The organism is Microbacterium sufflavum (assembly GCF_023101165.1).
Taxonomy (GTDB): domain Bacteria; phylum Actinomycetota; class Actinomycetes; order Actinomycetales; family Microbacteriaceae; genus Microbacterium; species Microbacterium sufflavum.
Map to the genome: position 1 here is coordinate 234,376 of NZ_CP078076.1, position 25,089 is coordinate 259,464.

Consider the following 25,089-nt stretch of genomic DNA (forward strand, 5'->3'; position numbering starts at 1 on the left):
TAGAGAGGGAATGTGAAGTTGTAGGTGACCTGGGAACAGAGCGGCGGGCTCTGTTCCCAGGAAGTGTTACTCGCCCTTGGCCTTCTGGACGATCTCGTCGGCCACCGCGCGCGGGACCTCAGCGTAGCTGTCGAACTCCATGGAGTAGACGGCGCGACCGGAGGTCTTCGAACGCAGGTCGCCGATGTAGCCGAACATCTCGGACAGCGGCACCGCAGCGCGCACGACCTTGACGCCGGCGGCGTCCTCCATCGACTGGATCTGGCCACGACGCGAGTTCAGGTCACCGATGACGTCGCCCATGTACTCCTCGGGAGTACGGACCTCGACGGCCATCAGCGGCTCGAGCAGCACGGGGTTGGCACGACGCGCGGCCTCCTTGAAGCCCATGGAGCCCGCGATCTTGAACGCCATCTCCGAGGAGTCGACGTCGTGTGCCGCACCGTCGACGATGGTCGCCTTGACGCCCACCATCGGGTAGCCCGCCAGGACACCGACGTTCATCGCGTCCTGGAAACCGGCGTCGATCGAGCCGATGTACTCGCGCGGGATGCGGCCACCCGTGACCGCGTTCACGAACTCGTACGTCTTCTCGCCGTCGAGCTCGAGCGGCTCGATGTTGAACTGGATCTTGGCGAACTGACCCGAACCACCGGTCTGCTTCTTGTGCGTGTAGTCGTGCTTCTCGACGGCCTTGCGGATCGTCTCGCGGTACGCCACCTGCGGCTTGCCGACGTTCGCCTCGACGCGGAACTCGCGCTTCATGCGGTCGACGAGGATGTCGAGGTGCAGCTCGCCCATGCCCTTGATGGTCGTCTGACCGGTCTCGGGGTTGAGCTCCGTGCGGAAGGTCGGGTCCTCCTCAGCGAGCTTCTGGATGGCGAGACCCAGCTTCTCCTGGTCGGCCTTGGTCTTCGGCTCGATGGCGACCTCGATCACCGGCTCGGGGAACGTCATCGACTCGAGCACGACCGGCTGCTGCGGGTCGGCCAGGGTGTCACCGGTGGTGGTGTCCTTCAGTCCGATCACGGCGTAGATGTTGCCGGCGGTCAGCTTGTCGACCGGGTTCTCCTTGTTGGCGTGCATCTGGAAGATCTTCCCGATGCGCTCCTTCTTGCCCTTGGTCGAGTTGATGACCTGAGCGCCCGACTCGAGCTCACCCGAGTAGACGCGCACGTACGTCAGGCGACCGAAGAACGGGTGCACGGCGACCTTGAAGGCCAGGGCCGCGAACGGGTCCTTCGCGTCAGGGTGACGCTCGATGATCTTCTCCTCGTCCTTCGGGTCGTGCGCCTCGATGGCGGGCACGTCCAGCGGGGACGGGAGGTAGTCGACGACGGCGTCCAGCATCGGCTGCACGCCGCGGTTCTTGAACGCCGAGCCGCAGAGCACCGGGTAGATCTCGCTGGCGATGACCATCTTGCGGATGGCGCCCTTGATCTCTGCGACCGTCAGCTCCTCGCCGCCGAAGAACTTCTCGAGAAGCTCCTCGTCGGTCTCCGCGACCGTCTCCAGCAGCTGCTGGCGGTACTCCTCGGCCTTGTCCTTGAGGTCGGCCGGGATCTCCTGCACCTCGTACGAGGCGCCCATGGTCACGTCACCCTTGGCGTCGCCGGGCCACACCAGTGCGCGCATCTCCACGAGGTCGATGACGCCGACGAAGTCGTTCTCGGCACCGATCGGGAGCTGCAGCACGAGCGGCTTGGCACCGAGGCGGTTGATGATCGTGTCGACCGTGAAGTAGAAGTCCGCGCCGAGCTTGTCCATCTTGTTGACGAAGCAGATGCGGGGGACGTTGTACTTGTCGGCCTGACGCCACACGGTCTCGGACTGGGGCTCCACGCCCTCCTTGCCGTCGAACACGGCGACCGCACCGTCGAGGACGCGGAGCGAGCGCTCCACCTCGACCGTGAAGTCCACGTGACCGGGGGTGTCGATGATGTTGATCTGGTTCTTGTTCCAGAAGCAGGTCACGGCGGCAGACGTGATCGTGATGCCGCGCTCCTTCTCCTGCTCCATCCAGTCGGTGGTCGAGGCGCCGTCGTGCGTCTCGCCGAGCTTGTGGTTGACGCCCGTGTAGAACAGGATGCGCTCGGTCGTCGTGGTCTTGCCGGCATCGATGTGCGCCATGATGCCGATGTTGCGGACCTTGCTCAGGTCCGTGAGCACGTCTTGTGCCACAGGAGTGTCCTTATCTTTTGGAGCAGTCGTACTGCGAAGAGGGGGTGCCCGTCCCTCGGCGGGTGGCCGAGGGACGGGCCGAGCTGATTACCAGCGGTAGTGAGCGAACGCGCGGTTCGACTCGGCCATCTTGTGGGTGTCCTCGCGGCGCTTGACCGCGGCACCGAGGCCGTTCGACGCGTCCAGGATCTCGTTCTGGAGACGCTCGGTCATCGTCTTCTCACGACGACCCTTCGCGTAGCTCACGAGCCAGCGCAGCGCGAGGGTGTTCGCGCGGTGCGGCTTGACCTCGACCGGAACCTGGTAGGTCGAGCCACCGACGCGGCGGCTGCGGACCTCGAGCGTGGGGCGCACGTTGTCGAGCGCCTTCTTGAGCGTGGCGACGGCGTCCTGACCGTTCTTCGCCTCGACGCCGCGGAGGGCGCCGTAGACGATCGACTCGGCCAGCGACTTCTTGCCGTCGACGAGGATCTTGTTCACCAGCGAGGTGACGATCGGTGCGCCGTAGACCGGGTCGTTGACGACGGGGCGCTTCGGGGCGGGACCCTTACGAGGCATCTAACTCAACCCTTCTTCGCGCCGTAGCGGGAACGAGCCTGCTTACGGTTCTTGACGGCCTGGGTGTCCAGGGCGCCACGGACGATCTTGTAACGCACACCGGGGAGGTCCTTCACGCGACCGCCGCGGACGAGCACCAGCGAGTGCTCCTGCAGGTTGTGGCCCTCACCGGGGATGTACGCGGTGACCTCGGTCCCGTTGCGGAGCTTCACACGGGCGACCTTGCGCATCGCCGAGTTCGGCTTCTTCGGGGTGGTGGTGTAGACGCGGGTGCAGACCCCGGCCTGCTGCGGGTTCGACTTGAGCGCCGGCGCCTTGGTCTTCGAGACCTTGGGCGAGCGACCCTTGCGAACCAACTGCTGAATGGTTGGCACGTTCTCTCCTCATAGTGCTGCACGGTGACAGCGTGATGGGTTTCACATCATGACCCACCGGCACGCCGGAACCGGCGAGCTTTTGGTGTGGTGGGTATGCCGTGGGGGCGGACCGGCATGGGGCCGACGCCCAGCGCGCACGTCAGGACGTGCACACACCTGATCAAGTGTAATGCCGCGTAACCAACGCGGTCAAATGAGGGCGACCGGCGCCGCCTCAGCTCACGTCGGGGCCGAACGGGGAGTCGAGCGACTCCGTGAGTTCGGCGAGCATGGCTTCGATCTGCGGTTCGACGTGCTGGGACACCGCCGCCTGAATGGAGACGCGGTGGCGCAGCAGCAGGCCGCAGATCTCGCGGCCGATGAGGTTCGCGTACTCGTCGGCGAGGGCCACTTCCTGCCGTAGCGCGATCTTCGCCTCCTCCGACAGGGGCGGCAGCGGCGGGAGCTCCGCCGCGGAGTCGTCGGCGAGACCGGCGATCGTGAACAGGAACGGTGCGCCGGGAACCGGCTCCGGGTCGAGCGGCAGGCCCTCGAACTCGGGAGCCAGGTCCTCGGTCGGGCGGTAGCTGCGTGCTCTGTTCCTGGCCGCTTGGCTGTCGAGCTCGCGCTGGAGCATCGGAAGGTTGCGGGCCGTGTAGTCCGCGACCGCGTGGTCGACGATCGTCTTGATGCGCGTCGACAGCCCGTGCTGCACCCCGTGGGGTGTGTCGCCCGCGATCCCGGCCGCGGCGAGGATGGGCGAACCGAGACAGCGACGGCACGGCGCGACCCGGCCGCGGTGGGTGGCCGGCTCCCAGCGCGGCACCCAGCGCAGCCACGCCTCGACGGCCTGGTCCACCTGCGTCTCCAGTGAGCGCTCCACGACACCAGCGTACGGCGCGTCACCGCTCCCCGCGCGGATTTGCGGGGGGTCACTCCCCCTCGTCGTGCTCCCAGGGCCATCGCGGACGTTCGCTGCGGGTCCGACGGAGGGCGATACCGCTCCAGCCCGCGATCGCCGCCGCCACCAGGACCACCGCGCTAGCGCCGCCCCGGACGAGGTCTCCCGCGACGGCCGTCGCGATGATGAGGCTCTCTGCGGCAGCCAGCACCGCAATCCACAGCGTCGCGAGATGGACCAGCGCGGTGAGGAGTGCGATCACCAGCGCGGAGCCGAACGACGGACGCCGGCGCCGCAGCGTCGCGCCGAGCGACAGAGCGAACGCGACCACCGCCAGGATCATGCCCACCACCCCCGGCACCTGGCCGAGGCCCTCCACCGCGATGATGTCCCGATCCGTCGCCACGCTCAGCGCGCCCAGCCCGAACACCGACAGCGCGAAGAACCCGATGGAGGCGAGCACCACCGCGAGGACAGGCGAAACCCCCGCGGACTCGGGCCCGCGGGGGTTCGGCGTGGTGGCGTGCGTGACTACCTCGCCAGCGTCGGGCCGGCTTCGAGGGTGCGCTCGTACTCGCGCTGCGCCTCGGCGTTCAGCTCCGTCTTGCGGGCGCCGCTGCGGGCCACCCAGGCACCGAACCAGATGGTCAGCTCCCTGGCGAACACGAAGGCAGCGATGGCGAGCGGGGCGAGCAGCTGCTCCCCCGCGAGCTCCAGGCCCTGCGAAGCGGTGAGCTTCCAGAACGGCGCCTCGAAGAGCTGTCCGAGGATGTGCCCCGCGTACGCGATGAGCCCGACGATGATGCCGAACACCACCCAGAGGCCCCAGCGGCCGCGGTTGATGATCGCGCCGAGGAGCCAGAAGCCCAGGAAGAACACGACGACCGGGGTCCAGTAGCCCCACGTGAGCAGCGGCGCGAGGAAGGCCTCGCCGATGTTCTCGCCCGTGACGTCTCCGGCGATGGCGCGCAGGCCGACCGCGGTGCCGAGGTAGAGGATGGCGAAGGCGACCGTCGCCAGGAGGCCGATCGCCCCGGCCGTTCCGCGGTTTCCGCGGTCGCGCGGCGGCTCCGGAGCCTGAACGAAGATCGGCTGAGGCTGAGCTGCGGCGGCGCCGGCTGTCCCGACGTACGGCTCCGACGGGACGATGCGTGTGTCGGCGTCGTCGGAGTGCGGGGCGTATGCCGTGTCCGCCATGGACGACTCCTCGTGACGTGGCGACCAGGAGGCCGCCCCGGGAGTCGGGAAGGCCGCGGTCGCATCGGCGTCGCGACGATCGTCCGCGACGCGGTCATCCGGGCGGTCGCCCGCGAGCCGGTCGGCGGGAAGACGCTCGGCACCGCGGTCGTCGGCGAGCCGGTCGGAATCCGCTCGCTGCTCGGCGGCGGCCGCACGGTCGGCGACGGGTACCGCGCCCGCGGCGGGAGCGGTCGAGCTGAAGGTGCCGGGGTGGTCGCGCTCGGCGGCCTCGAACGCGGCGAGATCGGGGTCGACCGGCGGGTGCTGGCGCTCCGGGTTCGCGTCGGCGGGCGTGCGCTCCGCCTCGGCCTCCGCGTCGGAGCCGGCGACGTCCGCTCGGGCTGCGGCGGCAGCATCGAGACCGGCGTTCGCGCTACCGACGACGTCGTCGACGTCGCGCGGCTTCTCGGGCTGACGAGCCTCGGGATCACTCATGGGGGTGCGCCTCTCATCGATGTGTGCTCTGCGAGGGTACCGCCGCGTGTCCAGGCCCTCACGGAGGCGTGCCGACGTGTCGCCGGGTCGGTGCCTGCGGAAGGGGGGAACCGCGGATCAGGGCAGGGCGGAGCGCAGAGCGTCGCCGAAGAACTGCGCCAGCACCGGCATCATCGGCAACGACAGCCAGAGCAGGCCGCCGATGATCACGGTGCAGATCACCCCGGCCACCCAGCTCATCCCGATGCTGCGACCACCCACCCGTGCCATGTCGCCAGGGTACGTCGCGCCCCGTCGACCGCCGGGGTGCAACGCCGAGGTGACGGGCGACCGGACGGCTCAGCCCTTCGTGGCACCGGCGGTGAGGCCGCCCACGATGTACTTCTGCAGGAACAGGAACAGGATCATCACCGGGATCGCGGCCATGACCGCACCGGCGCTGAAGGCCGACCAGTCCGCGTAGCGCGGGTTCGCGACGAGCTTGGTGAGCCCGACCACGAGTGTCTGCTGATCGACGTCGACGAGCATGACGCTCGCGATGACGTACTCGTTGACCGTGCCGATGAATGACAGCAGCCCGACCACGGCCAGGATGGGCGCGACGAGGCGCAGGATGATCGTGAAGAAGATGCGTGCGTGACCCGCACCGTCGATGCGCGCCGCCTCGTCGATCTCCTTGGGGATCGTGTTGAAGAAGCCGTACATCAGATACGTGTTCACCCCGAGCGCTCCGCCGAGGTAGACCAGGATCAGCCCGGTATGGGTGTTCAACCCGATCGCCGGGAACCAGTCGCCGATGGTCGACATGAGCAGGAAGATCGCGACGACCGCGAGCAGCTGCGGGAACATCTGCACCACCACAATCGTGACGAGACCGACGCGGCGCCCGGCAAAACGCATGCGCGAGAAGGCATACGCGGCGCAGGCGCCGATGAACACGGTCACTGCGCCGGTGACCACCGCGATGAGCAGGGTGTTCAGGAACCAGGTGCCGTAGGGGTTCTGGGGGTCGCTCAGAATGCGTACGTAGCTGTCGATGCCGATGGCGGAGAACAGCTGGTTCGAACCGGTCAGCGTGCCCTTCGGGTTCAGCGAGGCCGAGACCACGTAGAGCAGTGGGAAGAGCGCGAACGCGCTCACGACGATCGCGACGAGGTGCCGCCAGCCAGTGTCGGCGAACCAGGCGCGGAACGAGCGGCGGCGCGGAGCCGGACGGGCGGCGGTGGGGCTGGTCGTGCTCATGTCAGTTCAGCTCCTCGAGGGCCTTGGTCTTGCGGAAGCTGATGATCGAGATCGTCGCGACGACGATGAAGATCAGGATCGTGAACGCCGAGGCGAGTCCGTAGTCGCGGGTCTGTCCGGTGAAGGCGACCTTGTAGACCATCGAGATGAGGATGTCGGTGTGGCCGACCGGGATCGACACGTCGCTGAACCGGGGACCCCCCTTGGTCAGCATGTAGATCAGGTTGAAGTTGTTGAAGTTGAACGCGAACGACGAGATCAGCAGCGGGGCCACCGTCACCAGCAGCAGGGGGAGCTTGATGCGCCGGAAGATCTGCCAGGCGTTCGCCCCGTCCATGACGGCCGCCTCGTTCACGTCCTCCGGGATGCCCTGCAGCGCGCCCATGCACACCAGGAACATGTACGGGAACCCGAGCCACAGGTTCACCAGGAGCACCGATACCTTCGCCAGCACGGGATCGGTGAGCCACGGGATCGCGGCACCGCCGAACAGCACCTGGTTGATGAAGCCGAAACTCTCGTTCATCATGCCGGCCCACACCAGCGCCGAGAGGAACGCGGGGAACGCGTACGGCAGGATCAGGATGATGCGGTAGCCGTTGCGGAACCGCATCCGCGTGTTGTTGAACACGAGCGCCAGTAGCAGCCCGAGGAAGAACGTGGAGGCCACCGAGACCAGGGCGAAGACGAACGTCCACACGGTGACCGAGATGAGCGGACCCCGGATCGAGGAGTCCGTCACCGCGCGTACGAAGTTGTCGAAGCCGACCGTCGTCTGCCAGCCGGGAAGGAGCTGATCGCCGTTCTCGGCGGTGAACGCACCCTCCCCCGTGTCGCGGTACACGGTGCCCGTGTCCGTGTCGGTGATGGTGTCGGCCGTCGCGTCGTACGCGAGCGTCGAGACGTACAGGTAGCCCTTCTGCCCGTCCGGCGCGCGGAGGCTCCCATCGTTCGGGTCGTCGCTGAACGGCACCGAGAGCTGCTCCAGCTGGTCGGACAGCGTGAACACCGTCGCGAGCGGAAGGGTGGTCCACCCGTCGACCGCGACCGCCTGCCCGCCCTGGAAGTCGGCGTCGACCTCGTGCAGCGGCTCGTCGGCCGTGCCGAGCAGCGCATCGCCCGTCTCGGGGTCGGTCACCAGGAAGCCGTAGGTGCCGAACTGCTCGACCACGGTCACGGGGTAGGTCGGCGAGTCCTCGACGCGCTCCTGCGCGGAGGCGAGGAGCGAGGAGATCGCCTGCTCCTTGGTGCCGTTGTGGCCGGTGCCGTAGTTCGTGAACCCGATGTACCCGGTGTAGAGCAGCGTGAACACCTGGAAGAGGACGAGGAAGATGATGCCGGGGGTCAGGTATTTCGCCGGGACGCGCCGGCGCGAGAAGTAGATGTAGTTGATGAGGATCGTCACCAGGACGACGATCGCGAGGATCAGCCACTCCCGGTGCGCGAAGAGCACGAAGGCCGCATAGACCGCGATCGCGTCGACGATGGCCAGCAGCAGGATCTTCAGCAGCATCCAGCCGATCGGTCGGGACGCCGCTTCGGCGATGGCGGCGGCTTGGCGCTGTCGTTTGGTCAGAGGCGCGATGCGCTCGTCGGTGTCTGTCATGTCGTCCTCGTCATGATCCTGCCGGAGCGGGCGGTGCGGCCCGCTCCGGCAGGGTCTGTGCCGTTGCGGCGGTTACTTGATCGCGGCGGTCACGTCGTCGACGAGCTTCTGCCACGTCGCCTTCGGGTCCGCACCGTTGATGATGGCGGCCTCGGCCACACCCCAGTACTGCCACACTGCGCCCATCGCGGGGATGGCCGGCATCGGGACGGCGTCGGCACCCACGGCCTGGAATCCGGCGATGATCGGGTCGGACGCCGCGGAGTCGGCCGCAGCGGTGAGGGCGGGCAGCACGTTGCCCGCCTTGAACAGCTCGAGCTGCACGTCCTCGGTGCCGATGTAGTTGACGAGGAAGTCGTTCGCCGCGACCTTGTTCTTCGACTCGGCGCTCACGAAGAAGCCCTTCACGCCCGCGAACGGGGAGGCGGTCTGGCCGGTGGGGCTCGGGATCGGGTCGATCGCGACGTTGATGCCGGCGTCGGTGGCCGCACCCACGTTCCACGGGCCGGTCAGCCAGAACGCGGCCGTGCCGTCAAGGAACTGCTGCTTCGCGATCTCGCCGTCCACGTCGGTGTTGAGCGTGCCGGCCGCACCCTGAGCGCCCAGCCAGTCGGCGAAGGCGAAGCCACCCTCGCTGCCGAGCTGCAGGTCGCTCGGGTCGTAGCTGCCGCTGTCGTCGGTGCCGAAGACGGGGGCGCCGAACGCGGTCTGGAACGGGTACAGGTGGTACGGGTTGCCCTCGGTGCCCTGCTCGACGACGAACTTCCGCTTCGAGACCATGTCATCGAAGCTGGTGGCCGGCTGGGGCACGAGGTCGGCGTTGCGCAGGACGGCGATGTTCTCGACCGCGTACGGCAGCATGTAGACCGTTCCGTCGTAGGTCGCAGCCTGGAGGGCCACCGGGAGGTAGTCCTCGGAGCTGTCACCGAGCTCGATCGGGGCGACGACGCCATTGGTCGACAGCTCGCCGAGCCAGTCGTGGGCGCCCATCACGATGTCGGGGCCCTTGCCCGTCGGCACCTGCTGGATGAAGTCGTCCTTCATGTCGTCGACGGACTTGCCGACCAGCTCGACCTTGACGCCGGTCTTGTCCTGATAGGCGTCGGCCGCACCCTGGAGGGCGTCGACGCGTTCGGCGTCGACCCAGACCGTGAGCGAGCCGCTGTCGTCGCCGCCGGAGGAGGATCCGCCGCTGGTCCCCGCGGAGCAGCCGGCGAGCGTCAGAGTCGAAACGATGGCGATCGCGCCCGCGGCGAGCACGCCCCTCTTGTTCACCTTCATTGGTGTGTGCCTCTCTCAATGCTGTTCAACCTGCAAGGACTGCAAGCGCTTACAGTATGCATCGATCAGGAGCGGGATCGCAATCGAGAGCAGCGTCGATATCAACCTGTGATGGGGCACGCGGGGCGGCACCCGACTGAAAACGCTTCCACGCCTGTCGTCGCGAGGGCTGCTCGATACACTGCCTGTATGGCTGACAGTTCCTTTGACATCGTCTCGAAAGTGGATCATCAGGAGGCCGAGAACGCCCTGAACCAGGCACGGAAAGAGGTCGAGCAGCGCTACGACTTCAAGGGCACCGGGGCATCCATCGCATGGAGCGGGGAGCAGGTCCTCATCACGGCGAGCTCGGAGGAGCGCGCGAAGGCCGTGCTCGACGTGTTCCAGTCGAAGCTCATCAAGCGGGGCATCTCCCTGAAGAGCCTGGACTCGGGCGAGCCGTTCGCGAGCGGCAAGGAGTTCCGCATCGTCTCGAGCCTCAAGGACGGGATCTCGTCGGAGAACGCGAAGAAGATCGGCAAGATCATCCGCGACGAGGGACCCAAGGGCGTGAAGAGCCAGATCCAGGGCGACGAGCTGCGCGTGCAGTCGAAGAGCCGCGACGACCTCCAGGCCGTGATCGCTCTCCTGAAGGGCTCCGACCTCGACATCGACCTGCAGTTCGTCAACTACCGCTAGGTCGCGCGGCACAGAGGGGATCCGGCGTCGCCGGGTCCCCTTTCGCGTGCGCTCCGACTTTCCCCGGTCAACGCATATCGAGATATCGGTGTGCTTGACCAAGGCTGGAAGCGGCCCCGATCCGTCGGAGCCATGGACGCCCTCGTTGCACGCCGCCCGCGCGGAACGAGGTGCCCGGGATTCGCAGGCGCTCTCGTGGGGACGAGGGTGCAGGCACCGTGGGCTCGCGTCACCGGATCCGAAGTGCCCGCACCACGGTGAAGGAAGAAAGAACAGCTCACCGGCCCGCTGCCCGCCCCCACGAACATCGGCTCCGCAGGTGAGAAAGATCGGCACGGAGTCGCCGGCCCCACCGCCACACGGGGGGGACCGCGGAACCGTGACAGGAAGTGAAACTGGGGGCTGGTCCATGGGGCACGTCGAGACGAAGACCATCGGAGAAAGCAAGCAACTCCTCGCCGACGAGGTCTTCCACCACATCGGAAGACTCATCGTCGAGGGCGAACTGGGGGAGGGCGAGCGCATCCGCGACGTCGACGTGGCCGATGAGCTCCACGTCTCCCGGACCCCGGTCCGAGAGGCGCTGCAGCGACTCGAGAGACTCGGGCTCGTGACGATGTACCCGAGTCGGTACACCGAGGTGACCGCGGTGACCGCGGCCGTCGTGACGCAGTCGCTCGAGTTCGCCGGGTACCAGGCGGGCATCGCCGCCCGGATGGCCGTGCCACGGCTCAGCCCGGCGGAGCGCCAGCGGGTCGTCCGCCTGATGGAAGAGGTGCGCCGCACGCTGCGCGACGGGGCATCGACCTCGAGTGCGCGGTGGGCCGTGTTCGCGTATCTCGCGGAGCACAGCGGCAACCACCAGCACCGCATGCTGATCACCGACGTCGACGTCGCCCTCGCCCGCAACCTGCGCGCGTGGGTGGTCCCTCGCGGAGACCGTGAGCGCATGCGACAGGTGTACGACGACTTCGAGATCGCCGTCGCGCGGGGCAACGGGGACGAGGCGGAACGCCTGGCCCGTGCGATGTACTACGTCTGAGCGGCCCTCCAGCCGACCACCCAGCGGTCCAGGCGTCGATACGCGTCCTCACGGGCCGCGTGTCGCGACAGGAACACGTCGTGCAGCGCTCCGTCGATGCGCTCGACGGTCACCGTCGAGCCCAGCCGGAGCGCTGCACGGGCGATGTCATCGACCACGAGCACCGAATCCGCCGACGTGAGGTCGTCCGACCATCGCGTCGGCGGGACGAAACGCGCCGACAGCAGCACGCACACCGGTGCCTCGATCGACAGCCCTGCCGCCACCGTCCGATGGCCCGACAGGATCGCGTTCAACCAGCCGGCGTACACGGCCATGGTCTGCACCGGACGCCAGGCGAGGTTCACGTCCATCGGGTCGTCGGGGTCGGCCACCTCCTGCTGGGCCCTGGTGTAGTAGCCGAGGTCGACCTGGGGCGCCGCGTCCAGCGGCCGGATCCGCGCCTGGAACTCGACCATCGGCGCGATCGCCGCGCGGACGGGGGCGAACTGGAACTCCAACCACGGACTGTTCAGGATGAGGGCGTCCGCGGTGTGCGGGTGCCGAGACGCCCACAGGCTCAACGTGAGCCCGCCGGTCGAGTGACCGAGGAGGATCAGCCGCCGTGCGGACTCCTCTCCCCCCTCACCTCGGCCCATCGCCGTCAGTGCGGCGGCGATGTCCTCGTCATAGGTCGCCAGATCGCTGATGTACCCCGGGGTCTGGCCCTCGCGCAGACTGCGTCCGTACTTGCGCAGGTCCAGCGCGAAGAAGCGCGCACCGCGAGCCGTCCAGAAGCGCGCCAGCCGCTTCTGGAAGAAGTAGTCCGACCAGCCGTGGATGTAGAGCACGTCCACGCCCTCGAGCAGGCGCCGACGACCCCTGGCCCGATCCCACCAGCCGGACGGCGCGGGCAGCGCACGCACCAGTGTGGCGACCACGGGTCCCTGGTCATCGACGCCGAGGTCGAGCGTCAGCTGTTCGAACTCCTCGCCCAGCACATCCGGGATCCACTCGGCCATGCGTCTCCCCCCGTCGCCGCCAGGCTAGCCCACGGGGCTACTGACCGCCCGGGCGACCGACACCGAAGTTCTCCACGATGGTCGACGCGAGCGGCGCGAGGTCGCTGATGCCCGATCCCTGGAAGGTGATCAGCCGCAGCCAATCCGTCCCGACGCGGACGTCGAGCACCGTGCGGCCCTGCTCGTCCACACCCGTGAGCGCGGCATCCGCGCCCGGGACCTCCACCGGCTTCTCGCCCTCGATCTGCTCGAACGCCCACGCCCCTCCGGGCAGTGTCGTCAGCATCAGGTAGCCCTGCGCGCTGTATTCGTCGTCGCCCGAAGCGTAGTAGCAGATGCGGGAACCGTTCACCGTCTGGTACACCTCGGCCGGGATGGACCACCCGCCGAAGCCGTCGATCACGTGCACCTCGGTGCCGAGCTGCTCACCGAACTCAACGTCGGTGAGGAACCGCGAGCACTCCACGCCCGCGATCGCGCTCTCCGGCACCACGACCTCACGCAGCGACGCCGCGGCGGCCGCGCCGATGCGACGCAGTCCCTCCTTGATCGCCGGCGCATCGTCCGGGCCGAGCGCCGGATCGACGACCGCGCCGGACACCAGCACCTCGCCCTCCACGACCTGGAAGAAGCAGTACCCGCCGACCTCGCAGCGCGCCTCCTCACCCGCGTAGCCACCGCGCGACTCCGCGCCCTCGATCAGGGCCGTCGCGCCCGGTGCGACCGAGACCTCCCAGTTGCGCTCGCTCGTACCGGACGAGCACGCGATGCCGCCCGCCCGCTGGAACATGTGCTGTGCGGGTCCCGGATACCAGCTCGGCGCCGACCACACCCCCAGCACCTCCGCGACCTCGCCGGCCGGTTCACCGGTGGCGGCGGTCATCTCGGCGGCCACGTCGGTGCAGCTCACATCGAACGCCGGCGTCGGGGCGACGATCGGATCCGACGTCGGCGTGGGCGATGCCGAGGCCGACGGCGTCGACGTCTCGGTGGGCTCAGGCTCCGGCGCGCATCCGGAGAGCAGCAGCACGGTCACGGCCGCAAGGGCCAGGAGGGGGCGGTGTCGCATGCCCTCAGCCTAGGGCGGAGTGCTCCTCCGGCCCGGGCGCGCTGCGGCGATCCGGGCGGGTCACTCGCCCCGCGACACCCGCACCATCTCCTCGCGCGGCACGACCTTCACGCGGGCGCGCTCGTGCGGGGCGCCCAACGCGATCTCGTGCTCGTCGAGGCGGTGCCACCCGTCGAGGTCGGTCCACGCGACGCCGCGTTGGGCCAGCAGCGCCGGGATGGCCTCCTCCGACGGATCCTCCGGGTGCCACCAGGAGCCCTGGTCGTTGATGACGTGCCGCACGGTCTCCATGGCGTCGGACTTCGTGTGCCCGATGAGCCCGACAGGTCCGCGCTTGATCCATCCCGTCGCATAGACGCCGGGCACGCGCTCGTTGGAGTCCTTCGCCAGCACCTGGCCCTCGCGGTTCGGGATCACGCCGTGCTTCTTGTCGAACGGAACACCGGGGAGCGGGGAGCCGAAGTAGCCGATCGCGCGGTACAGCGCCTGCACCGGGACCTCACGGAGCTCGCCCGTGCCGATCGCGCCACCCTGCCCGTCGGGCTTCGTGCGCTCGTACACCAGGGCGGCGACGCGGCCCTGGTCGTCTTTGCGCACCTCGACCGGCTTCGCCCAGAAGTGCAGGTGCAGGCGGCGCGAGGCCGTTCCCCCCGCGTTGTTGACGGAGTCGCGCTTGCGCCACGACTGCAGGATGCGGTCGATCACCATGACCTGCTTGTTGCTGGCGATCGCGTCGCGCGCCGCCTCGTCGTAGTCGAAGTCCTCGTCGTACACGACCATGTCGACGTCGCGCAGTTCCCCGAGCTCGCGCAGCTCCAACGGGGTGAACTTGACCTGGGCCGGACCGCGACGACCGAACACGTGCACGTCGGTGACAGCGCTCGCCGCCAGCCCCTCGTACACGTTCTCCGGGACCTCGGTCACCAGCAGGTCCTCCGCGTGCTTGGCCAGCATGCGCGACACGTCGAGCGCCACGTTGCCGTTGCCGAGCACCGCGACCGACTCCGCATCGAGAGGCCACTCGCGCGGCACGTCGGGGTGGCCGTCGAACCAGCTCACGTAGTCGGCGGCGCCGTACGAGCCGACCGCATCGATGCCGGGGATGTCGAGGGAGGTGTCGCGGATCGCGCCCGTCGCGAAGATCACCGCGTGATAGTGCCGCTTGAGGTCGTCCAGCGTGATGTCCTCGCCGAAGCGCACGTTGCCGAACAGGCGGATGTCGCCGCGGTCGAGCACATCGCGGAGGGCCGTGATGATGCCCTTGATGCGCGGGTGGTCCGGGGCGACCCCGTACCGCACCAACCCGTAGGGGGCCGGCAGCTGCTCGAACAGGTCGATCGAGACGTCGAACTTGCGCTCGGCCTTCAGCAGGATGTCCGCGGCGTAGATACCGGCGGGGCCGGCGCCGACGATGGCCAGTCGGAGCTTGGTCATGGAGGTCCTTTCGTATGCCGTCGCCGCCGTCACGCGGCGCGAAGCCGCGGGTCGCGTCAGCTCGAGCGCTCGGCGAGGGTCTCGGCGAATCGGGTCAATGCCTCGCGCACGGTGCCGCGCGGCAACGGCCGGAGGGCGTCGATCGCCTCCTGGGTCCACGCATGCGCGAGCTCGAGGGTCTTCTGCGTGACCGGGTGGTCGCGCAGCTCGTCCAGGGGGCCGTCGAGGATCGCGGGGTCGGCGCCGTCCGCGATGAGCGCGACGCCGTCGTCGATGCGGGCCGCCAGGTCTTCGGCCGTCGCATCCTTCTGCGCCTTGAGCAGCAGGTAGGGCATGGTCGGCACGCCGGCGCGCAGGTCGGTGCCCGGCACCTTGCCGGTCTCCTCGGGCTTGGCCGAAAGGTCGATCACGTCGTCGAGCAGCTGGAACGCGACGCCGATCTTCTCGCCGTACACCCGCAGCGGCTCCTCGTACTCGGTCGGCGCGTTCGAGAAGATCACGCCCCCCTGCGTCGCCGCGGCGATGAGCGAACCGGTCTTGTCGGCCAGCACCTGGATGTAGAACGCGATCGGGTCGTCATCGGGCTGCGGACCGAGCGTCTCGTGCATCTGTCCGAGGACGAGGCGCTCGAACGTGTCGGCCTGGAGACGGATCGCCCGCTCGCCGAGCCGGGACATGAGCTGGCTGGCCCGGGAGAACAGGATGTCGCCGGTGAGGATGGCGATGTTGTTGCCCCAGACCGCATGGGCAGCGGGCACCCCGCGGCGGCGGTCGGCGCCGTCCATGACGTCGTCGTGATACAGCGATCCGAGGTGGGTGATCTCCAGCGCCTTCGCGACGTCGATCACCTCGGGGGTGTTGCCGTCACCCAGCTGCGCGGCGAGCAGCGTGAGCACGGGCCGGATGCGCTTGCCGCCGGCCTCGTACAGATAGCGGCTCGCAGCGTCGGCCAGCGGATCGGCCACGCGGACGTCATCGGCGAGCCCGGTCTCCACGAGCTCGAGCCCGTCCTCGATCGTGCGGGCCACCCGGCGTCCGGCGGGGCCGATGAACACGCGATCGCTGAAGCCGAGACGGCTCGCCAGTCGCGAACCCGGGGGGTGGGGGCTCGAAGTCACGCTCCCAGCCTACCCGCGTCGGATGCCGCGGTTTGCGCCGTGCTCACGCGGGCTTGCGCGCGCGGTGCAGGGCGACGATGCCGAACGAGAGGTTGCGGTACGCGACGTCCTGCCACCCGGCATCGCGGATCCACGCGGACAGCCGCTTCTGGTCCGGCCACTCGCGGATCGACTCGTTCAGATAGTCGTACGCATCGCCGTTCGTCCCGGCCACCCGGGCCACCCGCGGGAGCACCTGGGCGTTGTAGAAGCGGTACGCCCCGCGGAACAGCTTGCCCGGCGGCGTCGAGAACTCGTTGATCACCAGGCGTCCGCCGGGCTTGGTCACGCGGTAGAGCTCGCGCAGGGCCGTCTTCGGGTCGTTCACGTTGCGCAGCGCGTACGACATGGTGACCGCGTCGAACTCCCCGTCCTCGAACGGGAGGGCGGTGGCATCGGCCTGCACGAAGGACAGGTTGCGCATCGCTCCGTGCCGACGTCGGCCCTCCGCGAGCATGCCCGGCGAGAAGTCGGCCGCGACGACCTGCGCGCCGCTGCGGGCCAGGGACGCCGAGGACGACGCCGTGCCCGCCCCGAGGTCGAGGATGCGCTCCCCCGGCTTCGGCGCCACGGCCCGGGTGGTGGCCGCGCGCCACAGGGCGTCGTTGCCGAAGGTCATGGCGGTGTTCGTGCGGTCGTAGCCCGCCGCGACCTGGTCGAACATGCCGCTCACGCGGGCGGGGTCCTTGCCGAGGTCGGCGCGGTTCTTGTCGTTCGAGGTCACGCGTTCAGTCTAGGCGCGAGATCGAGCGCCTCCAGCCGGTCGAGCCAGACGTCGGCGGTGGCATCGTCGAACGGCGCGACCCTCGCCCGCACCCGCCCCTCCAGGTCGAGCGCGAGCGCCTCCAGGTGGGTCATGACGTCGGCCGGATACCCGTACACGACGCTGTGCTCGGCCCACTCGTCGCGGTCGTCGACCCAGGTGCCGCGCTCCCCCTCCACGCGCACGACGTCGAGGTCCATGTCGATCCCGACGGCACGCAGCGGGTCGTCCGACCACTGCACCTCCCACCCCAGGTCGATGTAGATGCGCAGGCCGCGCGGGTGCCGCCGGTTCACGGTCAGGGCGAAGTCGCGACTCGGCGGGACCAGCGTCACATTGGGCGTCGCGGCGTGGAACTCCGCCCCCGGGCGGGCGCTGTGCCAGCCGGCGGGCTGACCGACCCAGTCGCCCCAGTGATCGGCACCCAGGTAGACGCACTCGTGCCGCCAGTGCGGCGACCCGTCCCACTTGCGCCACTGGAAGACCATCTCGGTGCCGGGTGCGGGGCGCGCGTCGCTCATCCGCCCACCCTACGACGCGGGATCGCCGCCGGCGCCGCGGCCTAGGCTGGACACGTGCATCACACCCACCTGGTCGTGGAGACCCGACAGATCGACCCGGTCGAAGACCTCCTCGCCTACGCCGACCCCGCACGCCCCCTCGCCTGGCTCCGCCGTGGAGACGGGATCGTCGCGGTCGGCGAGCCGTTCGCCGAGATCCGTCCGACCGCCGAACCGGGGCAGACGCGTCTCGAAGCCCTCGCGACGTTCTGGCGGGGGCTGTCCGCCCAGGCCGACGTGACCGACCCCCTGGGGCTGCCGGGCACCGGGCTCGTGGCGTTCGGCGCCTTCACGTTCGATCCGTCGTCCACCGCCGACAGCGTGCTCACAATCCCCTCCCGCGTGCTCGGCCGCCACGGCGACCGGTTCTGGGAGACGCGGATCCGCCTGGCCGAGGACACCGCGCGACCCACAGCGCTCGAGACCCGCCCGTACGGTCCGCACTGGGCCGGTACGGTCGGCCCCGGCGCACAGAGCCCGCAGGGCTACCAGGACGCGGTCCGCGCCGCGCTCGAGCGCATCGCCGACGGGGAGCTCAGCAAGGTCGTGCTCGCGCGCGACCTGCGCGGCACCGTCCCCGCCGGGTCCGATCTGCGGCGCCTCGTGCGAGCCCTCGCGACCGGCTACCCCGACACCTGGGCGTTCGCGGTGGACGGGCTCATCGGCGCGAGCCCGGAGACCCTCGTGACCGTGCAGGACCGCACCGTCACCGCGCGCGTGCTCGCCGGCACCATCGGCCGCGGTGCCGACGCCGACGCCGACACGGCCGCGTCGACGCACCTGGCCTCCAGCATCAAAGACCTCGACGAGCACCAGTACGCGGTGCAGAGCGTGCTCACGGAGCTCCGCCCGCACACCAGGGCGCTGGCCGCGAGCGAGCAGCCGTTCCTCCTGAAGCTGCCGAACCTGTTCCACCTCGCGACCGATGTGGAGGGCGAGCTCGAGGAGGGGAGATCGGCCCTCGACCTCGTGCGCGCGCTGCATCCGACCGCGGCGGTCGCCGGAACGCCCACGGCCGCGGCGGTCTCCGCCATCCGCGACCTGGAACCCTTCGACCGCGGGCGCTACGCCGGACCGGTCGGCTGGGTCGACGCGGACGGCAACGGCGAGTGGGCCATCGCGCTCCGGTGCGCGCAGTTCACGGCGACCGGAGGCGCGATCGCGGTGACCGCCTACGCCGGCGCCGGGATCGTGGCGGGATCGGATCCCGAGAGCGAACTGCTGGAGACCCGCGTGAAGTTCCGCCCCCTGGTCGACGCCCTGGCCTGACGACCACAGCCCCGGTCAGCTCGCGGCCAGCCGCCTCTTCTCCGCCTCCACGTCGAAGTCGGCGACGGGCCACTGCGGGTCGATGTCCTGCAGCGCCGCGAGCAGCAGCTCCTGCACCGCGAGCCGCGCGTACCACTTGGCGTTCGCCGGCACCACGTACCACGGCGCCGCGTCGGTCGAGGTGCGGTCGAACACCGTCTGGTAGGCCTGCATGTACTGCGGCCACAGCATCCGCTCATCCACGTCGCCCGGGTTGTACTTCCAGTGCTTGTCCGGACGCTCCAGCCGCTCCATGAGTCGCGCCTTCTGCTCCTCGGGCGAGATGTGCAGCATCACCTTGACGATGCGGACGCCGGAGGCCGCGACCCGCTCCTCGAACGCGGTGATCGCGTCGTAGCGGCGCTCGATCTCCGCGGCATCGGCGAGCTGCCGCACCCGCCCGATCAGCACGTCCTCGTAGTGCGAACGGTCGAACACCCCGATGAAGCCGGGCTCCGGGAGGCGCTTCTCGACGCGCCACAGGAAGTCGTGCCGCCGCTCCTCCTCGGTCGGGGCCTTGAACGCGGCGAGCGCGACGCCCTGCGGATCCACACCGCCGACCACGTGCCGGACGATGCCGCCCTTGCCCGCCGAGTCCATCGCCTGCAGCACCAGAAGCACCGCGTCCTGCGCCGTGCCGACCCGACTCTGCGCGAACAGACGCTCCTGCAGGTCGTTCAACCGCTCCAGCCCGGCGGCGAGGTCCTCCCTCCCGCGCGACTTGCCGTGGTCGTACCCCGGCGTGGCGTCCGGATCGACATCGGCGAGGCGGAAGCCGGGCCCCACCCGCAGGTTCTGAGTCCAGGTGTGCGCGTTCATACGCACATCCTGCCAGTCACCGCGCCAGCGGCACCTCGATGATCTGACGTCCGCCGTGCGGGGACGTGAGGGCCTGATCCAGCGCCGTCCGGGTCGTGACGCGCTGATACTCCCACCCGTACGCCAGCGCGAGATGCTCCAGGCGCACGCCATGCGGCGTGTAGAAGACCCGGTCGAGATGCGCGGACGGCGCCGACGACGCCACCTCGAGCCCGTCGAAGATCGTGCCGCCGCCGTCGTTGCCGACGATCACCTGCAGCCGCGGCTCCTGCTCTCCGGGCGGCAGCAGCAGCGCCCCGACGTCGTGCAGGAACGCGAGATCACCCAGCAGCACCCGCGTGATCCCAGGGGCGCCGGCGGCCTGACTCGCGACCGCGATACCGGTGGCGGTGGCGATCGTGCCGTCGATGCCCGCGAGCCCGCGGTTGGCGTGCACCGGGACCTTCTTGCCCGCCAGGACCTGGTCGGCCACGCGCACGAGCCGGGACGACCCGAACACGAGGCGGTCGTGCGGCCACGTGGCCCGCCACACCGCGTCGACCAGCCGCTCGCGGTCGAGCGGGCGGCGGACGGCGTCGAGCTCCGCGCGGACGGCGTCGCGCCGGGCGGCGAGGTCGGTGGACGCGAGGGCATCGGCGTCGGGCGCCTGCTCGCTCAGGTCGACGGCCTCGGCAGCCGACGCCCGCATCCACTGCCCGAGCCACTCGCGGTCGGGCTCCCCCGGGGCCACCGTGACCGCCGCGACCGCGCGCGTGCGGTGGTTGAGGTCGAGCTCCTCCCCGCCGCGGCGCACCGCCACGACCTCCACGTCGTGGCGCGACAGCAGCCGCGCGGCCTCACGGCTCAGCGTGGGATGGCCGAACACGACGACACGCTCGATGCGGCCGCCGAGGTCGTCGCGGGAGAGCAGCCGACGGTAGCCGTGCACGAGGCGACGCCCGAACCGCGCGCCGCTCACGACCTCGGCGATCAGCGGCCAGTCCGCCGTGTGGGCGAGCTCCTCTGCGGCGGCACCCGCGTCGGCGCCCGCGAGCACGACCGTGCGCGGACCGCGCGGCAGCACGACCGGCTCGGACACGGCGGCGACCGGAACCGCGCCGTCGCGCACGTCGACCGGGGGCATCGCCCCGGACAGCGGCTCGCGCGACGGCAGGTTCAGGTGCACGGGGCCGGCGACGCCCGGGACGGCTGCGGTGTCGGCGACGCCCACGGCCGCGGCGACGCCCACGGCCGCGGCGACGGCCTCGGCCGCCAGACCCCGCCAATCGCCGTCGCCCGGCACCGGGGCGTCGACCGTGGCGCGCACCCACGGGTCGAACAGCCCCGGCTGGACGGTGGCCTGGTTGGCGCCGACACCGCGCAGCTCCGGCGGACGGTCGGCCGTGAGCAGCAGCAACGGCACCCCCGCGTGGAACGCCTCCATCGTGGCGGGCAGGAGATTCGCGACCGCCGTCCCGCTCGTGCACACGACCGCGGCGGGCACGCCCGTCTCGCGTGCGATGCCCAGGGCGGTGAAACCGGCGACGCGTTCATCGATGCGCACGTGCAGCCGCAACACCCCGTCGTCGGACAGTCGCGCGGCAGCGAGTGCGAGGGCCTGCGAGCGCGACCCCGGCGACAGCACCACGTCGCGCACGCCGTTCGCCACGAGCTCGGCGAACAGGGACGCCGCGGCGTCCGTCGCGGGCGACGACGTCACGGGCGCGGATCCGCGGTGGGCGGCTCGTCGGTCTCCTCGTCCAGGCGGGCGAGCTCCTCCTCCAGACGGCGGATCCGGGCGTCCTGCTCCGCCTTGCTGATGCTGCGCAGGAACGCCGGATCGTCATCCGGGGCGAGCGTGCGCTGCACGCCCTGGTCGTTCGCGCGACGACGGCCGATCACGAACCAGAGGATGCCGCCGATGACCGGGATCAGGACGACGATGGCGATCCAGGCGGCCTTGGGCACACCCCGGTGCCGCGTCGGCGGCTGCACGGCGCAGTCGACGATGCTGAACACCCAGAACACGGCGGCGAGGAAGCCGCCGATGATGAGTAGTCTCGCCACCCTTCCAGTGTAGGCGTGTCCGCGCGGGCGGGGCCTCGGAGAGGCAAAGGCCCCGTTGCTAGACTGCGCGGGTCATGCCGCCTCTCGCGACCACCCGGAGCCCGCGAGCGCGCGCCGAGCGGATCCTGCTCGCCAGGGTCGTCACCGCCGTCGGCCTCGCGCTCCTCCTCGTCGTCGGCGCCTGGTCCACCGCGCACGGCCCCGGCGACAGCCACGCGACCCTGTGCCTCGCCGCCGGGACCTCCGCCGCGGAGGCGGAAACCACGGACGGCGCCCCCGTCGCCGCCGCCGTCGCCGTCGCCGCCCCGGAGGACTCGACCGGAATGGCCGCGGTCGCCTGCACCGCGGCGGCGCTGTGCTGCCTCACCCTGGTGCTGCTCCTCGGCCGCCGCATGCTCCGCGGACCCGGCACGCCGCTCGGCCGGACACCCCGCACGACCCCGCCGCTGCGCGCGATGCCCCGCCCGCGCCGGCTCGCCCCCTCCCTCGCACAACTGTCCCTCTCCCGGACCTGAGCCGTACGACGACTCCGCGCCGCGCCCGCGGCACCCCCATCCGTCGTACCCCTGTCTGGAGAACCCCGTGAGAACCCCTGTCAAGGCGACCCTGATCGCCATCGCCGTCGCCGTCGTCCTGCTGATCGTCGCCATCGTCTGGGCCATCACCCAGCGCGCCGACGAGCCCGACCCCGACGCGGGCCAGCGCCAGCCGACCGTCCGCACCGATTCGCACGTGCTCGACGAGGGCGGTCCCGGCGCCGTCACGGTCGTCGAGTTCCTCGACTTCGAATGCGAGGCGTGCGGCGCCTTCTATCCGATCGTCGAGGAGCTCCGCGACACATACGACGGCGACATCCGCTACGTCGCGCGCTACTTCCCGCTCCCCGGCCACGTCAACTCGACACAGGCCGCCCTGGCCGCCGAGGCCGCCGCACAGCAGGGCCGCTTCGAGGACATGTACCACCACCTGTTCGCGACGCAGGCGAACTGGGGCGAGCAGCCCGAGGAGACCCCGGAGGTGTTCCGCGCGTTCGCCCAGGAGCTGGGCCTCGATCTCGCGGCGTACGACGAGGCCGTCGCCGACCCCGCCACCCTCGCGCGGGTGGAGCAGGACAAGCGTGACGGCGAGCGACTCGGCGTCACGAGCACCCCCACGTTCTTCGTCGACGGCGAGATGCTCGAGCTGACGGCCTGGGGCGATCTGGAGGACGCGATCGCGAAGGCCGTCGCGGACTGACCCGGCGGCAGCGGAATACCCCGGCCGGGTCCCGCCGGCCGGGGGGACCCGTCGCTACGCTGAGCGCATGTCCGAGGATGCCTCCGCTCCCGCGCGCCCCCTGATCACCGTCGCCCGGCGCATCCCGGCGACCCTCACGATGGTGGGCCTGATCCTGGTCGTCGGCGTCGTCTCACAGGGACTGTGGCGGCCGTTCGAGGATTCGGAGCTGTTCCCCTCGGTCGCGTACGGCCTGCCCAACCTGTCGGACGGCAAATGGTGGACGCCGGTCACCGGCACGTTCTTCGTCAACCAGCCGTGGGTGTACCTGTTCACGATCGCCGGCTTCTGGGGCATGGGGTACCTGGAGTTCCGTCGCGGAAGCCGCGTCGCGATCGCCTATTACGCGGTGGGACAGCTCTTCGCGATCTTCGCCACCGCGCTGCTGCTCCTGCTGCTGTCGCAGTTCGAATGGGCGTGGGCGGCGGAGCAGGCGCGCGCGCTCGACGTGGGCGCGTCCGGGGGCACGATGGCCTGCATCGCAGCAGCCGTCGGCCTGTTCCGTCCCCCGTGGCGGGTACGCGGCTGGCTCATCCTCCTCGGGTTCGTCTTCATCGCGATGATGTTCTGGGGCAAGGTCGCCGACCTCGAGCATCTGCTGGCGGTGCTGCTGATCCTCGCGGTGGACCGCAGCCTGCGCGTGCGGCACACGACGGTCCGCGAGCAGCGCCTCATCGCGGTCATGGCCGTGCTGCTCCTGCTGGCGACCGAGGTCATCACCGTCCTGGTCCCGACCGACGGCCCCTTCGGCCCCACCGCACCCGTCTCCGGCGGGTTCCTGGACACCGCGCTCGACGCGGCCGTCATCCTGCTCATCGCGAACGGGCTGCGTCGCGGTCGGCGATGGGCGTGGGTGCTCGCGATCATCCTCGCCAGCCTCAACGTGCTCTCCGGTGCGCTCATCCTGGCGCTGATCATCCTGACCAGCGAGGCACAGCTCGAACTGCAGATCGACGGCGAGACCGAGCTCGCCCTCGCCAGCGGCGTGCTCTGGCTGCTGATCCTCGTCTACCTGATCGTGGTGCGGCGGGCGTTCCGAGCCCGACGGCGGTCGAAGCTCGGCGCGCAGCCGGCACCCACGCTCGCCGACCTGGAGAAGGAGCTGAAGACCCACGGCGGCGGCACCCTGTCGTGGATGACCACCTGGGAGGGCAACGCGTTCGCGCGCGTGGACGGCGGCATCGTCGCGTATCAGCGGCGCAACAGCGTGGCACTGGCACTGGCGGATCCGATCGGGCCGCGCGAACGCCGCACCGATGCGGTGCGGGACTTCATCCGCGCGGCGGAGGGCGCCGGGCTCATCCCCTGCTTCTTCAGCGCCGACGAGGCCACGCGGGCCGCGGTGCCGGAGACCTGGCGGAGCCTGGTCGTGGCGGACGACACGATCGTCGACCTGCCGGGCCTGGAGTTCACCGGAAAGCGCTGGAACTCCGTGCGCACCTCCCTCAACAAGGCAGGACGCGAGGACATGACGTTCCGGATGACGCATCTGAAGGAGGAGCCCTGGGGGGTGCAGCAGCAGCTGCGGGCGATCTCCGAGGCCTGGGTCGGCGACAAGGACCTCCCCGAGATGCGCTTCACACTCGGCACCCTCGAGGAGGCGGAGGATCCGGAGGTACGGCTCGCCCTCGCCATCGCCCCCAACGGCGACGTCGACGGCTTCCTCTCCTGGCTGCCCATCTACGGCGAGGGCGGCGTCGTGCGGGGGTGGACGCTCGACCTGATGCGCCGCAGGGAGGGCGGATTCGGCCCCGTCATGGAGTACCTCATCGGGTCGTCCGCGAAGCAGTTCTCCGACGAGGGCGCGCAGATCATGTCGCTCTCCGGGGCTCCGCTCGCGCACGACTACCCGCCGGACGCGGGCATGATCGCGGCGCTCAGCGACCGGCTCGCGGAGGCTCTGGAACCCGTGTACGGGTTCGGTTCGCTGCACCGGTTCAAGCAGAAGTTCCACCCGCGCTACGAGACCATGTACCTGCTGTTCCGCGACGAGAGCGACCTCACCCGGATCGGCGGCGCGCTGACGCGGGCGTTCCTGCCGGATGCCACGCTGCGGCAGTTCGCCGGTGCCGGGCTGGAACTCGTCCGCGGAGGCGGGAAGGACTGAGCCGCGGGGTGCACCGCATCACCGGGGCACC

25 protein-coding genes are annotated in these 25,089 nt (G+C 70.1%); 6 read left to right on the forward strand and 19 right to left on the reverse strand.

Annotation, left to right across the window (positions count from 1 at the left end):
- Nucleotides 1–66: 66 nt before the first annotated feature.
- The 10 genes from fusA to KV394_RS01280 all read right to left on the reverse strand — a co-directional run bounded on the left by fusA (nucleotide 67) and on the right by KV394_RS01280 (nucleotide 9,799).
- Complete coding sequence (fusA, locus tag KV394_RS01235) at nucleotides 67–2,181, reverse strand: elongation factor G (RefSeq protein WP_136028870.1); 2,115 nt, start codon at nucleotides 2,179–2,181, stop codon at nucleotides 67–69.
- 87 nt (nucleotides 2,182–2,268) lie between these two features.
- On the reverse strand, nucleotides 2,269–2,739 hold the full coding sequence (gene rpsG, locus KV394_RS01240) for a 30S ribosomal protein S7 (protein WP_017201608.1): 471 nt from the start codon (nucleotides 2,737–2,739) through the stop codon (nucleotides 2,269–2,271).
- A gap of 5 nt (nucleotides 2,740–2,744) precedes the next feature.
- Nucleotides 2,745–3,113 (reverse strand): 30S ribosomal protein S12, encoded by a 369-nt coding sequence (gene rpsL / locus KV394_RS01245; protein ID WP_013584051.1) that lies wholly within the window; start codon nucleotides 3,111–3,113, stop codon nucleotides 2,745–2,747.
- A 217-nt stretch (nucleotides 3,114–3,330) separates the two neighbouring features.
- Nucleotides 3,331–3,978, reverse strand: a complete 648-nt coding sequence (locus tag KV394_RS01250; RefSeq protein WP_205812819.1) for a spermidine/putrescine ABC transporter substrate-binding protein — start codon at nucleotides 3,976–3,978, stop codon at nucleotides 3,331–3,333.
- A 49-nt stretch (nucleotides 3,979–4,027) separates the two neighbouring features.
- Nucleotides 4,028–4,462 (reverse strand): hypothetical protein, encoded by a 435-nt coding sequence (locus tag KV394_RS01255; RefSeq protein ID WP_206252865.1) that lies wholly within the window; start codon nucleotides 4,460–4,462, stop codon nucleotides 4,028–4,030.
- A gap of 65 nt (nucleotides 4,463–4,527) precedes the next feature.
- On the reverse strand, nucleotides 4,528–5,670 hold the full coding sequence (locus KV394_RS01260) for a hypothetical protein (RefSeq protein WP_206252863.1): 1,143 nt from the start codon (nucleotides 5,668–5,670) through the stop codon (nucleotides 4,528–4,530).
- Between the two features lie 117 nt (nucleotides 5,671–5,787).
- Nucleotides 5,788–5,940, reverse strand: coding sequence for a hypothetical protein (locus tag KV394_RS01265; protein WP_168387200.1), 153 nt, complete (start codon nucleotides 5,938–5,940; stop codon nucleotides 5,788–5,790).
- A gap of 69 nt (nucleotides 5,941–6,009) precedes the next feature.
- Nucleotides 6,010–6,912: a sugar ABC transporter permease gene (locus tag KV394_RS01270; RefSeq protein ID WP_136028866.1), complete on the reverse strand. Its 903-nt coding sequence runs from the start codon at nucleotides 6,910–6,912 to the stop codon at nucleotides 6,010–6,012.
- Nucleotide 6,913: 1 nt separating this feature from the next.
- Nucleotides 6,914–8,518 (reverse strand): ABC transporter permease subunit, encoded by a 1,605-nt coding sequence (locus tag KV394_RS01275; RefSeq protein WP_247982083.1) that lies wholly within the window; start codon nucleotides 8,516–8,518, stop codon nucleotides 6,914–6,916.
- 72 nt (nucleotides 8,519–8,590) lie between these two features.
- Nucleotides 8,591–9,799: a sugar ABC transporter substrate-binding protein gene (locus KV394_RS01280; protein ID WP_247982084.1), complete on the reverse strand. Its 1,209-nt coding sequence runs from the start codon at nucleotides 9,797–9,799 to the stop codon at nucleotides 8,591–8,593.
- 189 nt (nucleotides 9,800–9,988) lie between these two features.
- Here KV394_RS01280 and KV394_RS01285 point away from each other — a divergent pair, with 189 nt between their 5' ends.
- A complete protein-coding gene (locus tag KV394_RS01285; protein ID WP_136035747.1) occupies nucleotides 9,989–10,477 on the forward strand; it encodes a YajQ family cyclic di-GMP-binding protein in 489 nt (162 codons plus the stop codon).
- 409 nt (nucleotides 10,478–10,886) lie between these two features.
- Entirely contained in the window at nucleotides 10,887–11,519 is a 633-nt protein-coding gene (locus tag KV394_RS01290; RefSeq protein WP_247982085.1) for a GntR family transcriptional regulator, read from the forward strand.
- Here KV394_RS01290 and KV394_RS01295 read toward each other — a convergent pair.
- From KV394_RS01295 to KV394_RS01320, 6 genes are read right to left on the reverse strand one after another with little or no spacing between them, the layout of a single operon-like run.
- Nucleotides 11,510–12,520, reverse strand: a complete 1,011-nt coding sequence (locus KV394_RS01295; RefSeq protein WP_247982086.1) for an alpha/beta hydrolase — start codon at nucleotides 12,518–12,520, stop codon at nucleotides 11,510–11,512. The two genes, KV394_RS01290 and KV394_RS01295, sit on opposite strands and share 10 nt — an antisense overlap.
- Nucleotides 12,521–12,557: 37 nt before the next feature.
- Nucleotides 12,558–13,589, reverse strand: coding sequence for a hypothetical protein (locus KV394_RS01300; protein WP_247982087.1), 1,032 nt, complete (start codon nucleotides 13,587–13,589; stop codon nucleotides 12,558–12,560).
- 60 nt (nucleotides 13,590–13,649) lie between these two features.
- Nucleotides 13,650–15,023 carry an FAD-dependent oxidoreductase gene (locus KV394_RS01305; protein ID WP_247982088.1) on the reverse strand — a complete coding sequence of 458 codons (1,374 nt, stop codon included), beginning with the start codon at nucleotides 15,021–15,023 and terminating at the stop codon, nucleotides 13,650–13,652.
- 56 nt (nucleotides 15,024–15,079) lie between these two features.
- Nucleotides 15,080–16,141 carry a polyprenyl synthetase family protein gene (locus tag KV394_RS01310; RefSeq protein WP_136028851.1) on the reverse strand — a complete coding sequence of 354 codons (1,062 nt, stop codon included), beginning with the start codon at nucleotides 16,139–16,141 and terminating at the stop codon, nucleotides 15,080–15,082.
- Between the two features lie 43 nt (nucleotides 16,142–16,184).
- Nucleotides 16,185–16,904 (reverse strand): class I SAM-dependent methyltransferase, encoded by a 720-nt coding sequence (locus tag KV394_RS01315; RefSeq protein WP_282187132.1) that lies wholly within the window; start codon nucleotides 16,902–16,904, stop codon nucleotides 16,185–16,187.
- Nucleotides 16,901–17,464, reverse strand: coding sequence for a DUF402 domain-containing protein (locus KV394_RS01320; RefSeq protein ID WP_206252859.1), 564 nt, complete (start codon nucleotides 17,462–17,464; stop codon nucleotides 16,901–16,903). The genes KV394_RS01315 and KV394_RS01320 overlap by 4 nt, the downstream gene beginning before the upstream one ends.
- A 54-nt stretch (nucleotides 17,465–17,518) precedes the next feature.
- On the opposite strand from KV394_RS01320, the gene KV394_RS01325 reads away from it, so the two are divergent.
- Complete coding sequence (locus KV394_RS01325; protein WP_136044237.1) at nucleotides 17,519–18,772, forward strand: isochorismate synthase; 1,254 nt, start codon at nucleotides 17,519–17,521, stop codon at nucleotides 18,770–18,772.
- A gap of 15 nt (nucleotides 18,773–18,787) precedes the next feature.
- Here the strand turns inward: KV394_RS01325 and KV394_RS01330 are convergent, their stop codons facing one another.
- Genes KV394_RS01330 through KV394_RS01340 form a run of 3 tightly spaced genes read right to left on the reverse strand, consistent with a single transcriptional unit; the run spans nucleotide 18,788 to nucleotide 21,676 of the window.
- Nucleotides 18,788–19,630, reverse strand: coding sequence for a polyphosphate kinase 2 family protein (locus KV394_RS01330; RefSeq protein ID WP_206252856.1), 843 nt, complete (start codon nucleotides 19,628–19,630; stop codon nucleotides 18,788–18,790).
- Nucleotides 19,631–19,646: 16 nt separating this feature from the next.
- Nucleotides 19,647–21,329, reverse strand: coding sequence for a 2-succinyl-5-enolpyruvyl-6-hydroxy-3-cyclohexene-1-carboxylic-acid synthase (gene menD, locus KV394_RS01335; RefSeq protein WP_247982089.1), 1,683 nt, complete (start codon nucleotides 21,327–21,329; stop codon nucleotides 19,647–19,649).
- The gene (locus KV394_RS01340) at nucleotides 21,326–21,676 is read right to left on the reverse strand and encodes a PLD nuclease N-terminal domain-containing protein (RefSeq protein ID WP_136028489.1); all 351 of its coding nucleotides are present in this window, start codon (nucleotides 21,674–21,676) and stop codon (nucleotides 21,326–21,328) included. Before KV394_RS01340 ends, menD begins: the two co-directional genes overlap by 4 nt.
- 74 nt (nucleotides 21,677–21,750) lie before the next feature.
- On the opposite strand from KV394_RS01340, the gene KV394_RS01345 reads away from it, so the two are divergent.
- The 3 genes from KV394_RS01345 (at nucleotide 21,751) to KV394_RS01355 (ending at nucleotide 25,058) form a co-directional block, all read left to right on the forward strand.
- Nucleotides 21,751–22,191, forward strand: a complete 441-nt coding sequence (locus KV394_RS01345) for a hypothetical protein (protein WP_247982090.1) — start codon at nucleotides 21,751–21,753, stop codon at nucleotides 22,189–22,191.
- Between the two features lie 67 nt (nucleotides 22,192–22,258).
- Entirely contained in the window at nucleotides 22,259–22,912 is a 654-nt protein-coding gene (locus KV394_RS01350) for a DsbA family protein (protein WP_136030465.1), read from the forward strand.
- A gap of 67 nt (nucleotides 22,913–22,979) precedes the next feature.
- Nucleotides 22,980–25,058 carry a bifunctional lysylphosphatidylglycerol flippase/synthetase MprF gene (locus tag KV394_RS01355; protein WP_247982091.1) on the forward strand — a complete coding sequence of 693 codons (2,079 nt, stop codon included), beginning with the start codon at nucleotides 22,980–22,982 and terminating at the stop codon, nucleotides 25,056–25,058.
- Nucleotides 25,059–25,089: the final 31 nt, after the last annotated feature.